This window comes from Enterobacter sp. RHBSTW-00593 (genome assembly GCF_013784105.1).
Lineage (GTDB): Bacteria > Pseudomonadota > Gammaproteobacteria > Enterobacterales > Enterobacteriaceae > Enterobacter > Enterobacter ludwigii.
The window spans coordinates 197064-220842 of sequence record NZ_CP056393.1 but is presented as its reverse complement, the minus strand read 5'-3'; the positions used below and the strand labels follow the sequence as shown (position 1 = coordinate 220842).

Below are 23779 nucleotides of genomic sequence, written 5' to 3'. Positions count from 1 at the left end.
AAAACCCGCCGAAGCGGGTTTTTTATTTGCTGAATCAACGATTACTCGTTGTCAGAACCACCCAGACCTGCGTTCAGCAGTTCTGCCAGGCTCGCGGATGCATCTTCAGCAGTTACCTGCGGTGCAGCTGGCAGTTCGCCTGCAGCACGACGACGCATACGATCCTGATGGTACGCATAACCGGTACCAGCCGGGATCAGACGACCCACGATAACGTTCTCTTTCAGACCGCGCAGTTCATCACGCTTACCTGCTACAGCGGCTTCGGTCAGGACACGCGTGGTCTCCTGGAACGATGCTGCAGAGATGAAGGACTCGGTTGCCAGAGACGCTTTGGTGATACCCAGCAGATCGCGCGAGAAGGTCGCAGCGATTTTGCCGTTCGCTTCCAGATCGCGGTTAGCGATCTTGACGCGTGAGTATTCAACCTGCTCGCCTTCCAGGAACTCAGAGCTGCCTGCGCTATCGATGGTTGCTTTACGCAGCATCTGACGAACGATAACTTCGATGTGTTTATCGTTAATCTTAACGCCCTGCAGACGGTATACGTCCTGTACTTCGTTAACGATGTAACGAGTAACAGCATGCACACCACGCAGACGCAGGATGTCGTGCGGCGCTTCTGGACCGTCGGAAACCACGTCACCACGTTCTACACGTTCACCTTCGAACACGTTGAGCTGACGCCATTTAGGAATCATCTCTTCGTACGGCTCGCTGCCATCTACTGGGGTGATAACCAGACGGCGTTTACCTTTGGTCTCTTTACCGAAGGAGATGATACCGCTGATTTCAGCCAGGATTGCAGGCTCTTTCGGACGACGTGCTTCGAACAGATCCGCAACGCGTGGCAGACCACCGGTGATGTCCTTGGTACCGCCGGATTCCTGAGGAATACGCGCCAGGGTGTCACCAGAACTGATCTGTACGCCATCTTCCAGCTGTACAATCGCTTTACCCGGCAGGAAGTACTGCGCAGGCATATCGGTACCAGGGATCAGAACGTCGTTACCCTGAGCATCAACGATTTTCAGTGCAGGACGCAGATCTTTACCACCGGCAGTACGCTCAGCAGAGTCCAGAACGACCAGAGAAGACAGACCGGTCAGCTCGTCGGTCTGACGAGTAATGGTCTGGCCGTCGATCATGTCAGTGAAGCGGATGAAACCACTTACTTCGGTGATAACCGGCATGGTGTGTGGATCCCAGTTTGCAACGGTTTCACCGCCGGCAACCTGCTCGCCATCACCTTTCGCCATAACAGCACCGTAAGGCACTTTATAGCTCTCTTTGGTACGACCGAATTCGTCGATCAGCTTCAGCTCGGTGTTACGAGAGGTCACAACCAGCTTGCCTGCGGAGTTAACAACAGACTTCGCGTTGCTGAGCTTGATGCTACCTTTGTTTTTCACCTGGATGCTGGATTCAGCAGCCGCACGAGATGCCGCACCACCGATGTGGAACGTACGCATCGTCAGCTGTGTACCCGGTTCACCGATGGACTGTGCCGCGATAACACCGATTGCTTCACCTTTGTTGATGATGTGGCCACGCGCCAGGTCACGACCATAGCAGTGCGCACATACACCGAAATCGGTGTCACAAGATACAACGGAACGAACTTTCACAGAGTCAACAGAGTTCGCTTCCAGCAGGTCACACCACTGTTCGTGCAGCAGCGTGTTGCGTGGAACCAGAATGTCTGCGGTACCCGGCTTCAGAATGTCTTCCGCGGTTACACGACCCAGTACGCGATCGCGCAGCGGCTCTTTAACATCACCACCCTCGATAACCGGGGTCATGGTGATACCTTCGAGGGTGCCACAATCGTCTTCGGTCACAACCAGATCCTGCGCAACGTCAACCAGACGACGCGTCAGATAACCGGAGTTCGCTGTTTTCAGTGCGGTATCCGCCAGACCTTTACGCGCACCGTGAGTAGAGATGAAGTACTGGAGTACGTTCAGACCTTCACGGAAGTTCGCGGTGATTGGCGTTTCGATGATGGAGCCATCTGGCTTCGCCATCAGACCACGCATACCTGCCAGCTGACGAATCTGTGCTGCAGAACCACGCGCACCGGAGTCGGCCATCATGTAAATGCTGTTGAAGGAAACCTGCTGCTCTTCTACGCCGTCACGGTTAATCACGGTTTCGGTTTGCAGGTTATCCATCATCGCTTTGGATACACGATCGTTCGCCGCAGCCCAGATATCGATAACTTTGTTATAGCGTTCGCCCGCGGTAACCAGACCAGACTGGAACTGCTCCTGGATCTCAGCAACTTCGGCTTCCGCTTCAGAGATGATCTCGTGTTTCTTCTCTGGGATAACCATGTCATCGATACCAACAGATGCACCTGAACGCGCTGCATATGCAAAGCCGGTGTACATTGTCTGGTCAGCGAAGATAACCGTCGGCTTCAGACCCAGAATGCGGTAACAGGTGTTCAGCATTTTGGAGATCGCTTTCTTACCCAGCGCCTGGTTGACGATGGAGAAAGGCAGACCTTTCGGTACGATCATCCACAGAATGGCACGGCCAACGGTCGTGTCTTTCAGGCTGGTTTTCGCAACGAATTCGCCGTTAGCATCTTTTTCATATTCAGTGATACGCACTTTGACACGCGCATGCAGAGAGGCCAGGCCAGCGCGATAGATACGCTCAGCTTCTTTAGGGCCAGTCAGCACCATGCCTTCGCCTTTGGCGTTAACACAGTCACGGGTCATGTAGTACAGACCCAATACAACGTCCTGAGAAGGAACGATGATTGGTTCACCGTTCGCTGGAGACAGGATGTTGTTAGTAGACATCATCAGCGCACGCGCTTCGAGCTGGGCTTCCAGCGTCAGCGGTACGTGAACAGCCATCTGGTCACCATCGAAGTCGGCGTTATATGCCGCACAAACCAGCGGGTGCAGCTGGATAGCTTTACCTTCGATCAGTACCGGTTCAAATGCCTGGATACCCAGACGGTGCAGTGTTGGTGCACGGTTCAGCAGTACCGGGTGTTCGCGGATAACTTCGTCCAGGATATCCCAAACGACAGCTTCTTCACGCTCAACCATTTTCTTAGCGGCTTTGATGGTGGTGGCCAGGCCACGCAGTTCCAGCTTGCCGTAGATGAACGGTTTGAACAGCTCCAGTGCCATTTTCTTCGGCAGACCGCACTGATGCAGACGCAGGTATGGACCTACGGTGATAACAGAACGACCGGAGTAGTCAACACGCTTACCGAGCAGGTTCTGACGGAAACGACCCTGTTTACCTTTGATCATATCGGCCAAAGATTTCAGAGGACGTTTGTTAGAACCGGTGATCGCACGACCGCGACGACCGTTATCCAGCAGGGCATCTACCGCTTCCTGCAGCATACGTTTTTCGTTACGTACGATGATGTCCGGCGCAGCCAGATCCAGCAGACGTTTCAGACGGTTGTTACGGTTGATAACGCGACGATACAGATCGTTCAGATCCGACGTTGCGAAACGACCACCATCCAGCGGAACCAGCGGACGCAGATCTGGCGGCAGAACCGGCAGAACGGTCAGGATCATCCACTCTGGTTTGTTACCAGACTGAACGAACGCTTCCAGCAGTTTGATACGCTTGGTCAGCTTTTTACGCTTGGTTTCGGAGTTGGTTTCGTTCAGCTCTTCACGCAGCTGCTCGCACTCTTGCTCCAGGTCCATGCTTTTCAGCAGGGCCTGAATAGCTTCCGCACCCATCTTCGCGTCGAATTCGTCACCGAACTCTTCCAGCGCGTCCAGATACTGTTCTTCGGTCAGAATCTGGTGGCGTTCCAGGTTCGTCATACCGCCTTCGATAACCACATAAGATTCGAAGTACAGAACACGTTCGATATCGCGCAGCGGCATATCCAGCAGCAGGCCGATACGGGACGGCAGAGATTTCAGGAACCAGATGTGCGCAGTTGGAGATGCCAGTTCGATGTGGCCCATGCGCTCACGGCGCACTTTGGTCTGGGTCACTTCAACGCCGCACTTCTCACAGATCACACCACGGTGTTTCAGGCGCTTGTACTTACCGCACAGGCACTCGTAGTCTTTTACTGGCCCGAAAATTCGTGCACAGAAAAGGCCGTCACGCTCAGGCTTGAACGTACGGTAGTTGATGGTTTCAGGCTTTTTAACTTCACCGAAAGACCATGAACGGATCATGTCTGGCGAAGCCAGAGCAATTTTGATCGCATCAAACTCTTCGGTTTTAGTCTGCGCTTTCAGAAACTTTAATAAATCTTTCACGGATTTGCTCCCGTCGGAGTTAGCACAATCTGGTGTCGGGGGTTAGCCCGACACCAGTGACCTGTTTGAGCGAGAATTACTCGTCTTCCAGTTCGATGTTGATACCCAGCGAACGAATCTCTTTCAACAGTACGTTGAAGGACTCTGGCATGCCCGGTTCCATCTGATGATTGCCGTCCACGATGTTTTTATACATCTTGGTACGACCGTTCACGTCATCAGACTTAACGGTGAGCATTTCCTGCAGGGTGTATGCTGCGCCGTATGCTTCCAGCGCCCACACTTCCATCTCCCCGAAGCGCTGACCACCGAACTGCGCCTTACCACCCAGCGGCTGCTGAGTAACCAGGCTGTAAGAACCGGTAGAACGAGCGTGCATCTTGTCGTCGACCAGGTGGTTCAGTTTCAGCATGTACATGTAACCTACGGTTACCGGACGCTCGAACTGTTCACCGGTACGGCCATCAAACAGCGTAATCTGACCAGACGTTGGCAGACCACCCAGTTGCAGCAGCTCTTTGATTTCAGCTTCTTTTGCACCGTCGAATACCGGCGTTGCAATCGGCATACCTTTGCGCAGGTTCTCTGCCAGACGCAGCACTTCTTCATCGCTGAAGGTGCTCAGGTCGACTTTCTGACGAACGTCGGTACCCAGATCGTAGGCACGCTGGATGAATTCGCGCAGTTTCGCGACTTCTTCCTGCTGTTTCAGCATGGCGTTGATCTTATCGCCGATACCTTTCGCAGCCATACCCAGGTGGGTTTCCAGAATCTGACCGATGTTCATACGAGACGGTACGCCCAGTGGGTTCAGTACGATATCTACCGGCGTACCGTTAGCATCGTGCGGCATATCTTCGATCGGGTTGATCTTAGAGATAACACCCTTGTTACCGTGACGACCTGCCATCTTATCACCAGGCTGGATCTGACGTTTAACAGCCAGATACACCTTAACAATCTTCAGCACGCCTGGTGCCAGATCGTCGCCCTGAGTGATTTTACGGCGTTTCGCTTCGAGTTTTTTCTCGAACTCGTGTTTCAGTTCGTCATACTGCTCAGCCAGCTGTTCCAGCTGATTTTGTTTCTCTTCGTCGGTCAGGCCCAGTTCCAGCCAGCGATCGCGTGGCAGTTTGTCGAGCTTCTCAGCTTCAACGCCACCGGCAACCAGCACCGCATAGATACGGCTGAACAGACCCGCTTCGAGGATCTGCAGTTCTTCAGACAGGTCTTTCTTAGCCTGTTTGAGCTGCATCTCTTCGATTTCCAGTGCACGCTTATCTTTTTCAACGCCGTCACGGGTGAAGACCTGAACATCGATAACCGTACCGGAAACACCGTTTGGTACACGCAGAGAAGAGTCTTTAACGTCAGACGCTTTCTCACCGAAGATAGCACGCAGCAGTTTCTCTTCTGGCGTCAGCTGGGTTTCACCTTTCGGCGTTACCTTACCAACCAGAATGTCGCCGCCGGTCACTTCTGCACCGATGTAAACGATACCGGATTCATCCAGTTTGGAGAGCGCAGCTTCACCCACGTTAGGGATGTCAGCGGTGATCTCTTCTGGCCCCAGCTTGGTGTCACGGGACACACATGCCAGTTCCTGAATGTGGATGGTAGTGAAACGATCTTCCTGAACCACACGCTCGGAGACGAGGATGGAGTCTTCGAAGTTGTAACCGTTCCACGGCATGAACGCTACGCGCATGTTCTGACCGAGCGCCAGTTCACCGAGGTCAGTGGACGGACCGTCTGCCAGCACGTCGCCGCGCTCAACGGGCTCACCCAGAGACACACAAGGCATCTGGTTGATACAGGTGTTCTGGTTAGAACGGGTGTATTTGGTCAGGTTATAAATGTCGATACCTGCTTCGCCCGGGTACATCTCGTCTTCGTTAACTTTGATAACGATACGGGAAGCATCCACGTACTGAACAGTACCGCCACGTTTAGCCACCGCAGTAACACCGGAGTCAACGGCAACAGCACGTTCCATACCGGTACCAACCAGCGGCTTATCAGCACGCAGAGTTGGAACGGCCTGACGTTGCATGTTCGCACCCATCAATGCACGGTTGGCGTCATCGTGTTCCAGGAACGGGATCAGGGACGCACCGACGGATACCACCTGCTGGGTGGATACGTCCATGTAGTCAACCTGGTCGCGGCTGAACAAGCTGGATTCGCCTTTGCTACGGCAGGTAACCAGATCTTCTACAAAGTGGCCTTCGTCATCCAGGTTGGAGTTCGCCTGAGCGATAACGTAGTTGCCTTCTTCGATAGCAGACAGGTAGTGAATTTCGTCAGTTACAACACCGTCGGTCACTTTACGGTACGGCGTCTCAAGGAAACCGTATTCGTTAGTCTGTGCGTACACGGACAGGGAGTTGATCAGACCGATGTTTGGACCTTCAGGCGTTTCGATTGGACATACGCGACCGTAGTGAGTCGGGTGTACGTCTCGAACTTCGAAGCCTGCACGTTCACGGGTCAGACCGCCTGGGCCGAGTGCAGAGATACGACGTTTGTGCGTGATCTCAGACAGCGGGTTGTTCTGGTCCATGAACTGAGACAGCTGGCTGGAACCGAAGAACTCTTTCACTGCTGCAGAAATCGGCTTGGCGTTGATCATATCCTGAGGCATCAGGGTATCCAGATCGCCCAGAGACAGACGCTCTTTCACCGCACGCTCAACACGTACCAGGCCAACGCGGAACTGGTTTTCCGCCATTTCGCCTACGGAACGGATACGACGGTTGCCGAGGTGGTCGATATCGTCCACTTCGCCTTTGCCGTTACGGATATCGATGAGCTTCTTCATCACTTCGATGATGTCGTCTTTGCTCAGGATACCGGAACCTTCGATCTCATCACGCAGCAGAGAACGGTTGAACTTCATACGACCAACCGCGGACAGATCGTAGCGGTCTTCGGAGAAGAACAGGTTCTCGAACAGGCTTTCAGCCGCTTCGCGAGTCGGTGGTTCACCAGGGCGCATCATGCGGTAGATTTCTACCAGCGCGCTCAGACGATCGGTCGTTGGATCGACGCGGATAGTCTCAGAGATATAAGGACCGTGGTCCAGATCGTTGGTGAACAGCGTTTCGATGCGTTTGTGGCCAGACTGGCTCAGCTTAGCCAGCAGATCCAGGCTCAGCTCCATGTTCGCCGGGCAGATCAGCTCGCCAGTTGATTCATCAACGTAATCTTTCGCGGCTACTTTTCCAGCAATGTATTCAACCGGAACTTCGATGAGTTTGATATCATCTTTTTCCAGCTGACGGATGTGGCGCGCGGTAATACGGCGGCCTTTTTCCACATACACTTTGCCGTCGGCTTCGATGTCGAACGACGCGGTCTCACCACGCAGACGCTCTGGCACCAGCTCCATCTGCAACTTGTTGTCGCGGATTTCAAAGATTACTTTCTCAAAGAACAGGTCCAGGATCTGTTCAGTGGTGTATTGCAGCGCACGCAAAATGATGGTCGCAGGCAGTTTACGACGACGGTCGATACGGACAAACAGGTTGTCTTTAGGATCGAACTCGAAGTCCAGCCAGGAACCACGGTAAGGAATGATACGCGCGTTATACAGTACTTTACCGGATGAGTGTGTTTTACCTTTATCGCTGTCGAAGAAGACACCCGGGCTACGATGCAGCTGGGAAACGATAACACGCTCAGTACCGTTGATGACGAAAGTACCGTTGTCTGTCATGAGTGGAATTTCACCCATGTAGACTTCTTGTTCTTTAATGTCTTTTACGGTGCCTTCTGGCGCTTCGCGCTCATAGATCACCAGACGCAGTTTTACGCGCAGCGGTGCGGAATAGGTCACGCCACGGATCTGACATTCCTGAACGTCAAACACCGGTTCGCCAAGGCGGTAGCTGACGTACTGCAGCTCGGAGTTACCGCTGTAGCTCTGAATCGGGAACACGGAACGGAAGGCTGCTTCCAGGCCGTACTGCCCTTCAGGATCTTGCTCGATAAACTTCTGGAACGAGTCAAGCTGGATAGAAAGGAGATATGGAATGTCCAGAACTTGTGGACGTTTACCAAAATCCTTACGAATACGTTTTTTCTCGGTATAGGAGTAAACCATAGGGTTCCTCAGCTCGCTGACAAGTCGACCCATCTGTCCGACGAAGGGACAGTTTGTGCAACACCATTTTGTGGACCGGAAAATTGAATACTTTCCGCAATACCTGTTGCTATCACGCTTAAATCATTTCGTCGCGATTTACACAGAGCGCGCACCCTGTCGCAATATATTAAGTCGTCGATAGAAACATGCATTGTCAGGACAACCAGTAGTCAAACAGTGTGAAATGCTACTGATGCCTTACAGCGCAAAAAGGCTGGTGACTAAAAAGTCACCAGCCATCAGCCTAATGACTTAGGCTGCAACCAGAAAAGTTGGCTTATTTAACTTCAACTTCAGCGCCAGCTTCTTCCAGAGATTTTTTCAGTGCTTCTGCGTCGTCTTTGCTCACGCCTTCTTTCAGCGCAGCTGGAGCAGCTTCTACCAGGTCTTTAGCTTCTTTCAGACCCAGGCCAGTTGCACCACGTACTGCTTTGATAACAGCAACTTTGTTAGCGCCAGCAGCTTTCAGAATTACGTCGAATTCAGTTTTTTCTTCAGCAGCTTCAACCGGGCCAGCAGCTACAGCTACAGCAGCAGCAGCGGAAACACCGAATTTTTCTTCCATTGCAGAGATCAGTTCTACAACGTCCATTACGGACATAGCTGCAACTGCTTCAATGATTTGATCTTTAGTGATAGACATTTAAATTGTTCCTGAAAATCAGAATAAGTTTATACGTAAGCAAATGCTTTATAAAGATAACTGCGATTAAGCAGCTTCTTTTGCATCGCGAACAGCAGCCAGAGTGCGAACCAGTTTGCCAGCCGAAGCTTCTTTCATGGTTGCCATCAGGCGTGCAATTGCTTCTTCGTAGGTCGGCAGGGTTGCCAGGCGATCGATTTGCGATGCCGGGATCAACTCACCTTCAAAGGCTGCAGCTTTGACCTCAAATTTTGCATTCGCTTTCGCGAACTCTTTGAACAGACGAGCAGCAGCGCCCGGGTGTTCCATAGAGTATGCAATAAGGGTCGGACCAACAAACGTGTCTTTCAGGCACTCGAAAGGAGTACCTTCAACTACGCGACGCAGCAGGGTGTTACGAACAACACGCATGTATACGCCAGCTTCACGACCTGCTTTACGCAGTTCAGTCATTTTGTCTACAGTAACGCCACGGGAATCCGCAACTACTGCAGACAGCGCGCCTTTGGCTACTTCGCTGACTTCAGCAACAATCGCTTGTTTGTCTTGAAGATTTAAAGCCATTAGCTTTGCTCCTGGATGTTTGCCGGAACTCATGTTCCGGAACTCACTTCACTCTCCCCAACGGAAAGAGCGTCTTAATACGGTGAGCAGAAACAAGCCAGAGTATCCAAAAATAATCTTAGCGTTCTGTCACCGTCTACGCAGGGCATTAAGTTTCTTGCGAAACACCTGCGGTCTTCGACGGAGGCCTGGATTAGGCCAGGCTCCAACGAACAAATCTTTTAGCCGCTAACTTTTGTTAGCAAACGTGGGGGTAAGATTGTAGACAAAATCACCGCCCACGTAAAGGCATTAGTTTGCAGCAGCGCTCAGGCCAGCCTGGTCAACTGCAACACCTGCACCCATGGTGGTGGAGATGCTAACTTTCTTGATGTACACGCCTTTCGCCTGAGTTGGTTTTGCTTTTTTCAGCGCAACCAGCAGAGCTTCCAGGTTTTCTTTCAGTTTGTCAGCGTCAAAGTCCACTTTACCGATGGTGGTGTGGATGATGCCGTTTTTGTCGTTACGATAACGAACCTGACCTGCTTTAGCGTTCTTAACAGCTTCAGCAACGTTAGGGGTTACAGTACCCACTTTCGGGTTTGGCATCAGGCCGCGTGGACCCAGAACCTGGCCCAGCTGGCCAACAACGCGCATTGCATCTGGAGAAGCAATAACAACGTCAAAGTTCATTTCGCCTTTCTTGATCTGGTCAGCCAGATCTTCCATACCTACCAGTTCAGCGCCGGCAGCTTTAGCCGCTTCAGCGTTTGCACCCTGAGCAAATACAGCTACGCGTACGGAACGGCCAGTACCGTGTGGCAGTACAGTTGCACCACGAACGTTCTGATCAGATTTACGAGCATCGATGCCCAGGTTAACAGCAACGTCAACGCTTTCAACGAACTTAGCGGTAGCCAGTTCTTTCAGCAGAGCGATAGCTTCGTTGATGTCGTACTGTTTGGTCGCATCAACTTTGTCACGGATCACGGACATGCGCTTGGTCAGTTTAGCCATTTCTTAGTCCTCCACTACCAGGCCCATGGAACGTGCAGTACCTTCGATTGAGCGAGTCATCGCTTCAATGTCGGCACCAGTCATGTCGGCAGCTTTGGTCTGCGCGATTTCCTGCAGCTGAGCGCGGGAAATTTTACCCACTTTGTCTTTGTTCGGTTTACCGGAACCAGACTTGATACCCGCCGCTTTCTTCAGCAGAACTGCTGCTGGAGGGGTTTTGGTAACGAAAGTGAAAGAACGGTCAGCGTATACAGTGATAACAACTGGGATTGGCAGACCTTTTTCCATGGATTCGGTTTTGGCGTTGAACGCTTTACAGAATTCCATGATGTTCACACCCTGCTGACCCAGAGCTGGACCAACTGGTGGACTTGGGTTCGCCATACCTGCTGCAACCTGCAGCTTGACGTAGGCTTGTACTTTCTTAGCCATTCTAAAATCCTCTGATTGGGTGATAACGCCTCAAGGAGGCTCCCCGTGAATAAAATCGTTTTACAGGCCGCAGCCCATAAAAACAAAAGGCGCGAAATTGTATTCCAATCTCGCGCCTTGTGCAACGATTAAATCGTCGCTTTTTTGATCGCTGCTTAGGCTTTTTCTACCTGGGCAAAGTCCAGTTCTACCGGGGTCGCACGACCGAAGATAGAAACGGACACTTTCAGGCGGGACTTTTCGTAGTCCACTTCTTCAACCACGCCATTAAAGTCAGCAAACGGACCGTCATTAACACGAACCATTTCACCCGGTTCAAACAGCGTTTTCGGACGCGGCTTATCACCCACCTGCTGCAGGCGGTTCATAATCGCATCAACTTCTTTGTCGCTGATTGGTGCCGGACGGTCAGACGTGCCGCCGATAAAGCCCATCACGCGCGGTACGCTGCGCACCAGGTGCCAGCTCGCGTCGTTCATAACCATCTGAACCAGCACGTAACCCGGGAAGAATTTACGCTCGCTTTTGCGACGTTGGCCGCCACGGATCTCGACCACTTCTTCGGTCGGAACCATAACTTCGCCAAATAACTCTTCCATGTTGTGTAATTTGATATGCTCACGCAGCGACGTTGCTACGCGGCCTTCAAAACCGGAAAACGCCTGAACGACGTACCAGCGCTTTTTAGGGGCTTCAGACATCTCAGAACCTCAGGCCAGTGATAAAGGATACCAGGCGAACCAGAATACCATCCAGTCCCCACAGGATCAGTGACATTACAGCGGTAACCGCCGCTACGATCAGCGTGGTGTGCAATGTTTCCTGGCGAGTCGGCCAAATTACCTTGCGGACTTCGGTACGCGCTTCGCGAGCAAAAGCGACAGTCGCTTTGCCTTTTGTCGTCAACAGCGCGACACCACCCGCTGCAGCAATCAGAATTACCACTGCAAGCGCGCGTAGCGGCAGCATCATGTCACGATAAAGGTAGTTGCCGACAATCGCTACGATCAGCAGCACGGCTACGACTACCCATTTCATCGCTTCCAGGCCGCGCCCGCTCCCTTGAGCTTCGGTATTCGCACTCATAAACCAACCTGTCAGAAGTATTCTACAAACATTTTCACCCCGCGATTGCGAGGCAAACCAAATCGAAATGCTAATTCGCTTTTCGGATTATACGCTCTCTGCAGAGCCTGTCTCAGCAATGATTATGACAAATTTAATCACTGATGAGCCAGGTTCTGATCTGAAAGCGTGCAAAAAGGGCATCAAATGATGCCCTTTTATTGCGCATTGCGTCAAATGTTATCAGCAATTAGCCGAGAACTTTAGCAACCACGCCCGCGCCAACGGTACGGCCACCTTCACGGATTGCGAAACGCAGACCGTCGTCCATCGCGATTGGGTGGATCAGCGTCACAACCATCTTGATGTTGTCGCCTGGCATTACCATCTCAACGCCTTCTGGCAGTTCAATGGTACCGGTCACGTCAGTTGTACGGAAGTAGAACTGTGGACGGTAGCCTTTGAAGAACGGAGTATGACGGCCGCCTTCGTCTTTGGACAGGATGTACACTTCAGATTCGAACTTGGTGTGTGGCTTGATTGAGCCTGGCTTAGCCAGTACCTGACCACGTTCGATTTCTTCACGTTTGATACCACGCAGCAGAACACCTACGTTCTCACCAGCACGGCCTTCGTCCAGCAGTTTGCGGAACATTTCAACGCCAGTACAGGTAGACTTAGCAGTCTCTTTGATACCAACGATTTCAACTTCTTCGCCAACTTTGATGATACCGCGCTCAACACGGCCGGTAACAACGGTACCACGACCGGAGATGGAGAATACGTCTTCGATTGGCAGCAGGAACGGCTTATCAATCGCACGCTCTGGTTCTGGGATGTAAGAATCCAGGAAGCCAGCCAGTTCGATGATTTTCGCTTCCCACTCAGCGTCGCCTTCCAGCGCTTTCAGCGCGGAACCACGAACGATTGGAGTGTCGTCGCCTGGGAAATCGTACTGAGACAGCAGTTCACGAACTTCCATCTCTACCAGTTCCAGCAGCTCTTCGTCATCAACCATGTCACATTTGTTCAGGAACACGATGATGTAAGGAACGCCTACCTGACGACCCAGCAGGATGTGCTCACGGGTCTGAGGCATTGGGCCGTCAGTCGCAGCAACAACCAGGATCGCGCCGTCCATCTGCGCAGCACCGGTGATCATGTTTTTAACATAGTCGGCGTGGCCTGGGCAGTCTACGTGTGCGTAGTGGCGAGTCGGGGTGTCGTACTCAACGTGAGAGGTGTTGATGGTGATACCACGAGCTTTTTCTTCTGGTGCGTTATCGATCTGGTCGAATGCACGAGCAGAACCACCGTAGGTTTTAGCCAGAACGGTAGTGATTGCAGCGGTCAGCGTTGTTTTACCATGGTCAACGTGGCCGATAGTACCGACGTTAACGTGCGGTTTTGTACGTTCAAACTTTTCTTTAGACATCGATTGTCCCTCTAAGACACGGATAAATCGGTGATATCACCACATCAACCAGGCGAAATGCCTGAATTGTTGAATACAGTAAAATTGAAACAGAGAGAAACGGGAAGGAGAAGTGAAGTGGTGCTGATACCCAGAGTCGAACTGGGGACCTCACCCTTACCAAGGGTGCGCTCTACCAACTGAGCCATATCAGCACGTATTGGAGCGGGCAGCGGGAATCGAACCCGCATCATCAGCTTGGAAGGCTGAGGTAATAGCCATTATACGATGCCCGCATCCTGAAACTCGGCTACCCAGTTCTTTCTGTAACAAAAAAAGAGATTTCTCTCTTTTTAGGTTCGAGCTGATTCAATTTTCAAACCAGCTCCGGCGGCTTAACGCTGCCAGAAAGTGGTGGTGGGGGAAGGATTCGAACCTTCGAAGTCTGTGACGGCAGATTTACAGTCTGCTCCCTTTGGCCGCTCGGGAACCCCACCGGACTTGATGGTGCCGACTACCGGAATCGAACTGGTGACCTACTGATTACAAGTCAGTTGCTCTACCTACTGAGCTAAGTCGGCATCAAGTAGCGCGCATTCTATGGAGACATGCGCAGTCATGCAACTAAAAAATTGCATAAAACGTTCTTTCGCTCACATTTTATTCGAAACCAGGGTTAACCGCTGTAAATTCATCCACTCAAGGTCAAAAATTCAACATCAGCGCCCGATTTACACCACTTATACCGTATCGTGATGACTCCCGCGTAAAGCATCGCTTCCCCATATTTTTTCTTATTATTCCTGTCATCTGGTGTTAACCTCCTGCCCATTGTCCAAAATTAACTATGTTGAGCCCGGACGCGCTGTGTTGTGCTGGCTCACTGAAGCATGCTTATGAGCAAAAAAGAGCAAACGTTAATGACACCTTATCTTCAGTTTAACCGTAGCCAGTGGGCTGCACTGCGTGACTCCGTCCCGATGACGCTGACGGAAGGCGAAATCGCACGGTTAAAGGGGATAAACGAAGATCTGTCGCTGGAAGAAGTGGCAGAAATCTATTTACCACTCTCGCGCTTGCTTAACTTCTATATCAGCTCCAACCTGCGCCGTCAGGCGGTGCTGGAGCAGTTCCTCGGGACGAACGGCCAACGCATTCCTTATATCATCAGCATTGCAGGCAGCGTGGCCGTCGGTAAAAGCACCACCGCACGTGTATTGCAGGCGTTACTGAGCCGCTGGCCAGAACACCGCAGCGTGGAGCTCATCACCACTGACGGTTTCCTGCACCCGAATGAGGTGTTAAAGGAACGCGGGCTAATGAAGAAGAAGGGCTTCCCGCTCTCTTATGATATGCACCGTCTGGTGAAGTTTGTCTCTGACCTGAAATCGGGCGCGCCTAACGTGACGGCTCCGGTCTATTCGCACCTGATCTACGATCGCATCCCGGGTGGAGACAAAACGGTGGTTCAGCCGGATATCCTGATCCTCGAAGGGTTAAACGTCCTGCAAAGCGGGATGGATTATCCTCACGATCCCCATCATGTGTTTGTCTCTGACTTCGTCGATTTCTCTATTTATGTCGATGCGCCGGAAGACCTGCTGCAGAACTGGTATATCAACCGCTTCCTGAAGTTCCGTGAAGGGGCGTTCACCGATCCTGACTCCTATTTCCACCACTACGCCCAGCTTTCTGAAGAAGAAGCCATTAATGTGGCGCGAGGGCTGTGGAATGAGATCAACTACGTGAACCTGAAAGAGAACATTCTGCCCACACGTGAGCGCGCCAGCCTGATCCTCACCAAGAGTGAGAAACACGCTGTCGACCAGATCCGTCTGCGCAAGTAATCACGCAGACATAAAAAAACCGGCTTAGCGCCGGTTTTTTTATTGATGGATTACGCCATCGGCTTTTCGCCATTCTCATCCTGATCGACCGCGAAGCAGGCAACCAGCTGACCGCCATAATCCTTGAGCTGTGGCTGCAACTGGGTGCACGGGCCAAAGCGGCGACTGCAGCGGGCGTTGAATGCACAGCCTGGAGGCGGATTCAGCGGGCTGGGCAATTCACCCGTCAGCTTGATACGCTCACGACGATCGTCAGGGTTCAGACGCGGGGTCGCAGACAGCAGCGCCTGGGTGTACGGGTGACGAGGATGAGTAAAGATCTGCTCTTTTGTCCCCTTCTCCACGCAGCGCCCCAGATACATCACCATCACTTCGTCGGCAATGTGCTCCACAACCGACAGGTCGTGCGAAATAAACACGTACGACAGCCCCATGTCCTGCTGCAGATCCATCATCAGGTTCAACACCTGCGCACGCACAGAAACGTCGAGGGCTGATACCGGCTCATCGGCGATGACCACGTCAGGGTCGAGCATCAAACCACGCGCAATCGCGATACGCTGGCGCTGGCCGCCAGAGAACATATGCGGATAACGATCGTAATGCTCGGTCTTCAGGCCTACTTTCGCCATCATCGCCAGCGCTTTTTCACGACGCTGCTCTTTGTTCAGATTGCTGTTAATCAGCAGGGGCTCTTCCAGAATCTGTCCCACTTTTTTACGCGGGTTCAACGATCCGTACGGGTTCTGGAACACAATCTGGATTTTCTGACGGCGCAGTTTCTGCGCCTGCGGATCGTGCTTGAGCAGGTCCTGTCCCTGATAATAGAGCTCACCGCCGGTGGGGACTTCAATCATTGTCAGCAAACGACCCAACGTCGATTTGCCACAGCCTGACTCACCGACCACCGCCAGCGTTTTGCCGCGTTCAAGGGTAAAGGATACGCCATCCAGCGCTTTCACCAGGCGTTCAGGCGCAAACAGCCCCTTCTTCACCGGATAGTATTTTTTCAGGTCGATAGCCTGCAACAGCGGTTGTTGCGTGGTGGCCTGTTGCGTACTCATAGTGTTGGCCTCCCGGCATCATCGAGTGGGTAGTGGCATTTCGACTGACGACCGTCAGCAAGCAGGTTGAGCTCTGGCTCTTCTGCACGACATTTGTCTGTGGCATACGGACAACGCGGATTAAGCAGGCAGCCCTGCGGTCGGTCATATTTACCCGGTACGACGCCCGGAAGTGATGCCAGGCGCGCTTTGTCCTGGGCAAACTCCGGCAACGCACGCAAAAGCGCCTGCGTATACGGGTGACGCGGCGCGCGGAAAATATCGTGCGAATGTCCAGTCTCGACCACCTGCCCTGCATACATCACGATAATTTTGTGCGCCGCTTCGGCCACCAGCGCCAGGTCATGCGTAATCAGCACCAGCGCCATGTTCTCTTTCTGCTGCAGTTCCAGCAGCAGCTCGATGATCTGCGCCTGGATAGTCACGTCCAGTGCCGTTGTCGGTTCATCCGCAATCAGCAGTTTTGGCCGACAGGCAATCGCCATGGCGATCATCACACGCTGGCTCATCCCACCGGAGAGCTGGTGCGGGTAAACGTCCAGACGCGATGCCGGGTCAGGGATACCAACCTGATTCAGCAGATCGATCGCACGCTGACGCCGGGTCTTCTTATTCCCGCCCTGGTGCACCTTGATGGCTTCCATAATCTGGAATCCCACGGTGTAACAAGGGTTCAGGCTGGTCATTGGGTCCTGGAAGATCATCGCCACTTCCGCACCGACCAGCTGGCGGCGCTGCTTTTCGGAGATACGCTGCAGGTCCTGACCGTTAAACTCCAGACTTTCGGCCATGACGCGGCCGGGATAATCAATCAGCCCCATGATGGCCAGTGAACTGACCGACTTACCGGAACCCGACTCACCCACAATGCCGACCACTTCGCCCTGATTTACGCTGTAGCTGATGCGGTCCACGGCGCGAAACGGAGTGCCTTCGTCACCAAAGTGCACCGATAATTTATCTACATTTAATAACGCCATCTCGTGCCTCTTACTGCTTCAGTTTGGGATCAAGTGCATCACGCAGGCCATCACCCATCAGGTTAAATGCCAGCACCGTCAGCAGGATTGCCAGACCCGGGAAGGTCACAACCCACCAGGCGCTTTGGGCGAACTGCAACACATCGGAGAGCATGGTGCCCCACTCCGGTGTTGGCGGCTGCGCACCCATGCCCAGGAAGCCAAGAGCGGCCATATCAAGAATGGCGTTAGAGAAACCGAGCGACGCCTGAACAATCAGCGGCGCCAGGCAGTTCGGGAAGATGTTGACGAACATTTGACGCATCGCGCCAGCACCCGCCACGCGGGAGGCCGTTACGTAGTCGCGGTTTACTTCCACCAGCACCGCCGCACGCGTGAGTCGCACATAGTGGGGAAGCGCCACGAAGGTTAATGCCAGCGCGGCGTTACTGATCGACGGACCAAAAATCGCCACCAGTACCAGCGCCAACAGCAAGCTGGGCAGCGCTAGCATGATGTCGACGATACGCATGATGATGTTATCGATAATGCCGCCGAAGTAGCCAGCAACCAGACCGAGTACGATCCCCATAACCAGCGACAACACGACCACCAGGCAGCCGACCAGCAGCGACAAACGCGCACCGTACATCAGACGCGACAGCACATCGCGGCCCACGTCATCAGTACCCAGCAGGTGCGACAGGCTACCGCCGTCCTGCCATGCTGGCGGTGCCAGCAACGCATCACGGAATTGATCCGCCGGGTTATACGGTGCAAGCACGTTGGCAAACACCGCAATCAGGATCATGACAGAGACATAAACCAGCCCCACCACCGCGCCTTTGTTGCGCTTGAAGTAGTGCCAGAATTCCTGCAGCGGCGTCATGGGAACCGGTGCAGTAACCACTTTATTTTCAGAAACGTGTGACATGATGGCCCCTTACTTCTTATGACGAATACGCGGGTTCACCACGCCGTAGAGCAAATCGACCAGCAGGTTGACGAGAATAATCATCGTCGCGACCAGCAATACCCCGCCCTGCACTACCGGATAATCACGGCGTTGCAGTGCGTCAATCAGCCAGCGTCCGAGGCCCGGCCAGGAGAAGATGGTTTCGGTCAGGATCGCACCCGCCAGCAACGTCCCCACCTGCAGACCAATAACGGTCACCACCGGCAGCATGGCGTTACGCAGGGCGTGAACGATAATGACGCGCATACGCGTCAGACCTTTGGCGCGTGCGGTGCGAATGTAATCCTCACCCAACACTTCCAGCATTGAAGAACGGGTCATACGCACGATTACCGCCAGAGGAATGGTGCCGAGCACCATCGCAGGCAGGATCATATGTGCCACCGCATCAATGAAATTACCCTCTTCGCCCCAGATAGCCGTATCGATCAGCATAAAACCGGTCAGAGGATTCGTATCATCCAGGAAGACCATATCGCTGACGCGTCCGGAGACCGGCGTCAGGTTTAGCTGCACCGAGACCAGCATGATCAGCATCATGCCCCACCAGAAGATAGGCATGGAGTAACCTGTCAGCGCCAGGCCAACAGCCGTATGGTCGAAAATAGAGCCACGTTTCACGGCAGCCAGGACCCCAACAGGGATACCCACCGCAGTGGCGAAAATCATGGCGCAGACACCAAGCTCCAGTGTCGCTTTAAAACGCGGCACGAACTCGTCCCACACCGGAAGACGGCTTTTCAGCGAAATCCCTAAATCACCGTGCAACACGCCCCAGATATAGTTGAGGTATTGCTGCCACAGTGGTTTGTTCAGGCCAAGCTCAGCCAGCAGCTGTGCATGGCGTTCAGGTGAAATACCACGCTCGCCCGCCATAATCATTACCGGGTCGCCGGGGATCATATGGACGAAGGCAAAAGTGAGAAGGGTGATACCGATAAACGTGGGGATAACAAGTCCCAGACGTCGGAGGATGAACTGCAACATAACCCGGATTCTCTCTGATGACGTACAACCAGTTGGCGTGACGTCTGTATTGCTCACAAATGTAAATTCCCTCTCTCTTCAGGAGAGGATTAGGATGAGGGAATGCATGCACGCCCTCACCCCTGCCCTCTCCGTGAAGGAGAGGGTGAACACCCTACTTATTATTCAACAGAGACGTTTTCGAAGTGGTGTTTGCCCAGTGGATCAACCACGTAGCCCTTCACTTCTTTACGCACTGGTTCGTACACGGTGGAGTGAGCCACAATCAGAGCCGGAGCCTGATCGTGCATCACAACCTGAGCCTGTTTGTACAGCTCGATACGTTTGTTGTGATCGTCGGTCGCACGCGCCGGCTGGATCAGGTCTTCAAACGGCTTGTAGCACCAGCGAGAGTAGTTAGAACCGTCTTTCGCGGCTGCACAGCTGAACAGGGTAGCGAAGAAGTTGTCCGGATCCCCATTGTCACCGGTCCAGCCCATCATCACCGCCTGATGCTCACCCGCTTTGGCACGCTTCAGATACTCGCCCCACTCGTAGGTCACAATCTTGGCCTGAACGCCCACTTTAGCCCAGTCAGCCTGAACCATTTCAGCCATACGGCGTGCGTTCGGGTTATACGGACGCTGTACTGGCATCGCCCACAGCTCAACGGTAAAGCCTTTCTCCTGGCCTGCTTCTTTCAGCAGCGCTTTCGCTTTCTCAGGATCGTAGGTGTAGTCTTTAACGTCGTCGTTATAGCCCCACATGGTTGGTGGGATCAGGTTCTTGGCGGCAACACCCGCGCCCTGATAGACCGCTTTAATGATCGCTTCTTTATTCACCGCGTAGGTCAGCGCCTGACGGACTTTCACGTCATCAAACGGTTTCTTCTCGGTGTTGAAGGAGAGGTAACCCACGTTCAGACCAGCCTGCTCCAGCAGGTTGATGTTTTTATCCTGCTTCATGCGCGCGATGTCAGCCGGGTTCGGGTATGGCATGACCTGGCATTCGTTTTTCTGCAGTTTTGCGTAACGCACAGAAGCATCAGGCGTGATGGAGAAGACCAGACGGTCGATCTGCGGCTTGGTGCCCCAGAAGCCCGGGAAGGCTTTATACAGAATACGGGAATCTTTCTGGTACTGCAGAAGCTGGAACGGACCGGTACCGATTGGGTTCAGGTCCACTTTCTCCGGGGTGCCGGCTTTCAGCATGTTGTCCGCGTACTCTTTAGACAGAATAGAGGCGAAGTCCATAGCCAGGTCAGCCAGGAATGGTGCTTCCGGACGCGTCAGCACGAACTGAACGGTTTTATCGTCCACTTTTTTCACTTCAGCGATCAGGTCCTGCAGGCCCATCCCTTCGAAGTATTCATAGCTGCCGCCAGACACTTTGTGATACGGGTTCTGAGCGTTTTTCTGACGGTCGAAGGAGAACACAACGTCATCGGCGTTAAAATCGCGCGTTGGTTTGAATTCTTTATTGTCCTGCCACTTCACGCCCTGGCGCAGGTGGAAGGTATAGGTCTTACCGTCTTCGCTGACGTCCCACTTCTCCGCCAGACCTGGGATCACTTCCGTGGTACCGGTTTTGAATTCAACCAGACGGTTATAGATAGGCACAGAGCTTGCGTCGTAAGTCGTACCAGAGGTAAAGAGCTGTGGGTTAAAGCCTTCCGGCGAGCCTTCAGAACAGTAAACCAGGGTTTTTGCCTGTACGCTTGCTGCCACGGTCATAGCCACCAGGCTCAGACCAAGCTTCAGCATCCCTGACTTCTTCAAGGAAATACTCATTATTCTGCTCCAATGTGATGTTTTGCTTTGTTGTGTTACGCCGCCAGACCTTTATTTATTTTTTACCCGGTCCGGTCGGTGATGCCCGAAGGCGTTTAAGGGATGGAGAATCCTTTCAGAAGAGCGTTTGAGTTGCAGCGCAGATCGTCCCTGAAATGCCCCTCATGCCCTACAATCTGTCAACAGAATGTGAAAACGTCAATACAGGTGACGGGGATTTACGCTGAGTGTGAGAAACCGCAAACAAAGATTAAAAAAACTATGTATGCCAGTTTTCAGCAGGGAAATTTATGCTACTCGCTATGTTGCAGCACAATTATCTTCATATTTCGCAACAATCAGTGATTAACTTTTATTCAGATCGGGTAAATTTTCTTGCAGAACGGTGATTATCTGAGCACTAAATACCGCGAACGTTAAAACGCACAGCGAAAAATGCTGAGGTTATCCATAAGCAACGCGAAAAAAGATCATTCTATATATAAAAAAATACAATGGATTATGTCACAAAATCGTTAACAGACAGGAAGAAGGCGGGATAAGGTGCGTTTTGGTGAATCAGGATGAGTAAGCTGCTAATGCAAAAAGGGCTAACCTTGCGGTTAGCCCTTCTTTAAATGTGGTCGGCGAGAGAGGATTCGAACCTCCGACCCACTGGTCCCAAACCAGTTGCGCTACCAAGCTGCGCTACTCGCCGAATGCGGAGCGCATCTTACTGCTGAGGTGCGCCCCCGTCAATCCCTTAAATTAAAAAAGCCCTTCAACTGGCGATATTCTCGCCAGACGCGTTACTGCGCGGCTTTCGCCTTGCTATCAGGGAGTTTGCACCAGTTGTTATTTTCGTTGATACCGCCGTCAGGAGAGGTATAACCCAGGCAACCCAAAATGGTGTCGTACAGCTCAACATGACGACGCGGCACCTTCATGTCTGCCTCTTTTTTCAGGTGGGCAAACATCTTCGCTTTCTCCGGGTCTTCGAGGTACTTGTCCGACATCCACACCATCATGGGCACGCGGAACTGTTCCGGAGGAGCCATATTACGTGGCGTACCATGCAGGTGCTCAAATTCATTAATTGACTCACCGTGATCCGCTGCATAGAACACAATCGCTTTCTTATCGCGTACCTGGTCAATCACCGAATCGATAAAGTGATCCACATACAACACTGAGTTATCGAAAGAGTTAATCAACTGGTCTTTGGTACAGTCTTTATCCACACCAATACATTCCGGCGTCCACCTGGCAAAGCTACGCGGATAACGTTGGGTGTAATTAAAGTGCGATCCTTTGGTATGCAGAATAATCATATGCTTTCCATCAGGATTCCCATTAAGAGAGAGCTTCATCTCATTAATCAGCAACATATCATCGACAGACTTGCCACGGTTACGTGGCTCCGCACCGATTTGCTCACGATAGGCAATGTTCTGCGCCATGGTGTTACTGTAGAACCACATCTCGCTTTGCATTGCATACAGGGCGGAAGTAAAGCCGAGTTGGTGAAGCACCGAGAAGACATTTTGCTCTTTCAGTGTTCGCTGCGGGTTATCGCTCGCTCCACCCTCGCGCACAAACATGCAGCGTAAGGAGAGCTTGGTGGCGGTGTCACAGGAGTAACCGCGATAGGCAACCAGGTTTTTCTCCTGAGCCAGTTTAGGCGTGGTATCACGGTCATAACCCAGAATGCCCATATGATCCCAACGTGTCGTTTCACCAATGATAAAAACGACATAGGTATCATCGATATCTTTTGGCGCGTCATAGGTAAATTTCTTTGCCGGGTTCAACAACGATTTGTTATCAGAGGATTCGTCCACCTGTGCCCAGGCATACAGCCCCAGTGCAGAAATCCAGTTTGACGGCAAATAAGAATTTGCAACCACACCACCGTAGCTTGGCATGTCCACGCCAGACGTACGCTCATAATTTTTCTGCTTCACTTCCAGCAAGCGAATCGGCCCCCAGACCATCAACCCAGCGAGCAGCACAATCGCGACACTTCTGAAACGTTTCCCCGGCGTGCGAATCTGGTGTACCAGCGTGTACCGGCAGCGGTTGCTCCAGATGAGCAGCAGAGGCAAGGTACTGACTGCCACCAGCCAGAGAATAAAGTGCAGACCAACGACCTCTTTAGAGAGATCTATATCCGTCGTCATCACCGAAGCAATAATGCCGTAGCCAATGACAACGTTCATAAAAGTCATGTAATAACTGGCACCAGCGGAGCACAGCACAATAAACGTTGCCAGTACTCGCCATACGCGGCGGCCAAAGAGGGTGAGAACCCGGAATAAAAAGAAGGTGACCAGTACAGCAGCGACCAATTCGACAACCGCTGCAACTCCTTTCCAGACGGTAAAATCGTGCGCATACCCGTCAAACCGACGGAAAAAAACTGCGCCATTCATAAACAGGCCGATGTACAACGCCAGCAAAAAGCAGAGCTTTTGTTGCGCCATCGATTTAATGTATTTCATGCAAGCTACCCGGAAAAAGGGACGGTACCACCGCCCACTCGGTATTAAAAGTAGGCAGATTAGATATACGCTCAGGGGATCGTTAATCAGAAACGTCTACAAGCGTGGTAAGTAGACCACAGGGATGGGAAAAAGTGGCAACAGAGAATGTGATCGGTGCAGTTATTTACA

Annotated in this window: 16 protein-coding genes and 5 tRNA genes; 1 reads left to right on the top strand and 20 read right to left on the bottom strand. The window is 52.4% G+C overall.

Annotated elements, in window-relative coordinates:
- Positions 1 to 41: 41 nt before the first annotated feature.
- The 13 genes from rpoC to HV242_RS00985 all read right to left on the bottom strand — a co-directional run bounded on the left by rpoC (position 42) and on the right by HV242_RS00985 (position 14107).
- Entirely contained in the window at positions 42 to 4265 is a 4224-nt protein-coding gene (gene rpoC, locus HV242_RS01045; RefSeq protein WP_014168156.1) for a DNA-directed RNA polymerase subunit beta', read from the bottom strand.
- A gap of 76 nt (positions 4266 to 4341) precedes the next feature.
- Positions 4342 to 8370 carry a DNA-directed RNA polymerase subunit beta gene (rpoB, locus tag HV242_RS01040; protein ID WP_020882980.1) on the bottom strand — a complete coding sequence of 1343 codons (4029 nt, stop codon included), beginning with the start codon at positions 8368 to 8370 and terminating at the stop codon, positions 4342 to 4344.
- 319 nt (positions 8371 to 8689) lie between these two features.
- The gene (gene rplL / locus HV242_RS01035; protein WP_014168154.1) at positions 8690 to 9055 is read right to left on the bottom strand and encodes a 50S ribosomal protein L7/L12; all 366 of its coding nucleotides are present in this window, start codon (positions 9053 to 9055) and stop codon (positions 8690 to 8692) included.
- 66 nt (positions 9056 to 9121) lie between these two features.
- Positions 9122 to 9619 carry a 50S ribosomal protein L10 gene (gene rplJ, locus HV242_RS01030; protein WP_004097644.1) on the bottom strand — a complete coding sequence of 166 codons (498 nt, stop codon included), beginning with the start codon at positions 9617 to 9619 and terminating at the stop codon, positions 9122 to 9124.
- Between the two features lie 291 nt (positions 9620 to 9910).
- Positions 9911 to 10615, bottom strand: a complete 705-nt coding sequence (gene rplA, locus HV242_RS01025; RefSeq protein ID WP_006810530.1) for a 50S ribosomal protein L1 — start codon at positions 10613 to 10615, stop codon at positions 9911 to 9913.
- 3 nt (positions 10616 to 10618) lie between these two features.
- On the bottom strand, positions 10619 to 11047 hold the full coding sequence (gene rplK / locus HV242_RS01020) for a 50S ribosomal protein L11 (protein WP_008808007.1): 429 nt from the start codon (positions 11045 to 11047) through the stop codon (positions 10619 to 10621).
- A gap of 155 nt (positions 11048 to 11202) precedes the next feature.
- A complete protein-coding gene (nusG, locus tag HV242_RS01015; protein WP_003862341.1) occupies positions 11203 to 11748 on the bottom strand; it encodes a transcription termination/antitermination protein NusG in 546 nt (181 codons plus the stop codon).
- A 1-nt stretch (position 11749) separates the two neighbouring features.
- Positions 11750 to 12133 (bottom strand): preprotein translocase subunit SecE, encoded by a 384-nt coding sequence (secE, locus tag HV242_RS01010; protein WP_003862342.1) that lies wholly within the window; start codon positions 12131 to 12133, stop codon positions 11750 to 11752.
- Between the two features lie 229 nt (positions 12134 to 12362).
- Positions 12363 to 13547, bottom strand: coding sequence for an elongation factor Tu (gene tuf / locus HV242_RS01005; RefSeq protein WP_014830236.1), 1185 nt, complete (start codon positions 13545 to 13547; stop codon positions 12363 to 12365).
- A 118-nt stretch (positions 13548 to 13665) separates the two neighbouring features.
- A tRNA-Thr gene (locus tag HV242_RS01000) sits at positions 13666 to 13741 on the bottom strand.
- A gap of 6 nt (positions 13742 to 13747) precedes the next feature.
- Positions 13748 to 13822 (bottom strand) — tRNA-Gly (locus HV242_RS00995).
- Positions 13823 to 13938: 116 nt separating this feature from the next.
- Positions 13939 to 14023, bottom strand: a tRNA-Tyr gene (locus HV242_RS00990).
- A gap of 8 nt (positions 14024 to 14031) precedes the next feature.
- Positions 14032 to 14107: transfer RNA gene (locus tag HV242_RS00985), tRNA-Thr, on the bottom strand.
- 315 nt (positions 14108 to 14422) lie between these two features.
- On the opposite strand from HV242_RS00985, the gene coaA reads away from it, so the two are divergent.
- A complete protein-coding gene (gene coaA, locus HV242_RS00980; RefSeq protein WP_025206418.1) occupies positions 14423 to 15373 on the top strand; it encodes a type I pantothenate kinase in 951 nt (316 codons plus the stop codon).
- A gap of 50 nt (positions 15374 to 15423) precedes the next feature.
- On the opposite strand, the gene dppF is transcribed toward coaA, so the two are convergent.
- The 7 genes from dppF to eptB all read right to left on the bottom strand — a co-directional run bounded on the left by dppF (position 15424) and on the right by eptB (position 23608).
- Positions 15424 to 16437, bottom strand: coding sequence for a dipeptide ABC transporter ATP-binding subunit DppF (gene dppF, locus HV242_RS00975; RefSeq protein WP_020882631.1), 1014 nt, complete (start codon positions 16435 to 16437; stop codon positions 15424 to 15426).
- Positions 16434 to 17417, bottom strand: coding sequence for a dipeptide ABC transporter ATP-binding protein (gene dppD / locus HV242_RS00970; RefSeq protein WP_014168148.1), 984 nt, complete (start codon positions 17415 to 17417; stop codon positions 16434 to 16436). The genes dppF and dppD overlap by 4 nt, the downstream gene beginning before the upstream one ends.
- A gap of 10 nt (positions 17418 to 17427) precedes the next feature.
- The gene (gene dppC, locus HV242_RS00965; protein WP_014168147.1) at positions 17428 to 18330 is read right to left on the bottom strand and encodes a dipeptide ABC transporter permease DppC; all 903 of its coding nucleotides are present in this window, start codon (positions 18328 to 18330) and stop codon (positions 17428 to 17430) included.
- A gap of 9 nt (positions 18331 to 18339) precedes the next feature.
- Positions 18340 to 19359: a dipeptide ABC transporter permease DppB gene (dppB, locus tag HV242_RS00960; protein ID WP_020882632.1), complete on the bottom strand. Its 1020-nt coding sequence runs from the start codon at positions 19357 to 19359 to the stop codon at positions 18340 to 18342.
- A gap of 161 nt (positions 19360 to 19520) precedes the next feature.
- Positions 19521 to 21128, bottom strand: a complete 1608-nt coding sequence (dppA, locus tag HV242_RS00955) for a dipeptide ABC transporter periplasmic-binding protein DppA (RefSeq protein ID WP_014168145.1) — start codon at positions 21126 to 21128, stop codon at positions 19521 to 19523.
- 620 nt (positions 21129 to 21748) lie between these two features.
- Positions 21749 to 21825, bottom strand: a tRNA-Pro gene (locus HV242_RS00950).
- A gap of 91 nt (positions 21826 to 21916) precedes the next feature.
- Positions 21917 to 23608 (bottom strand): kdo(2)-lipid A phosphoethanolamine 7''-transferase, encoded by a 1692-nt coding sequence (gene eptB, locus HV242_RS00945; protein WP_025206419.1) that lies wholly within the window; start codon positions 23606 to 23608, stop codon positions 21917 to 21919.
- Between the last annotated feature and the right edge of the window lie 171 nt (positions 23609 to 23779).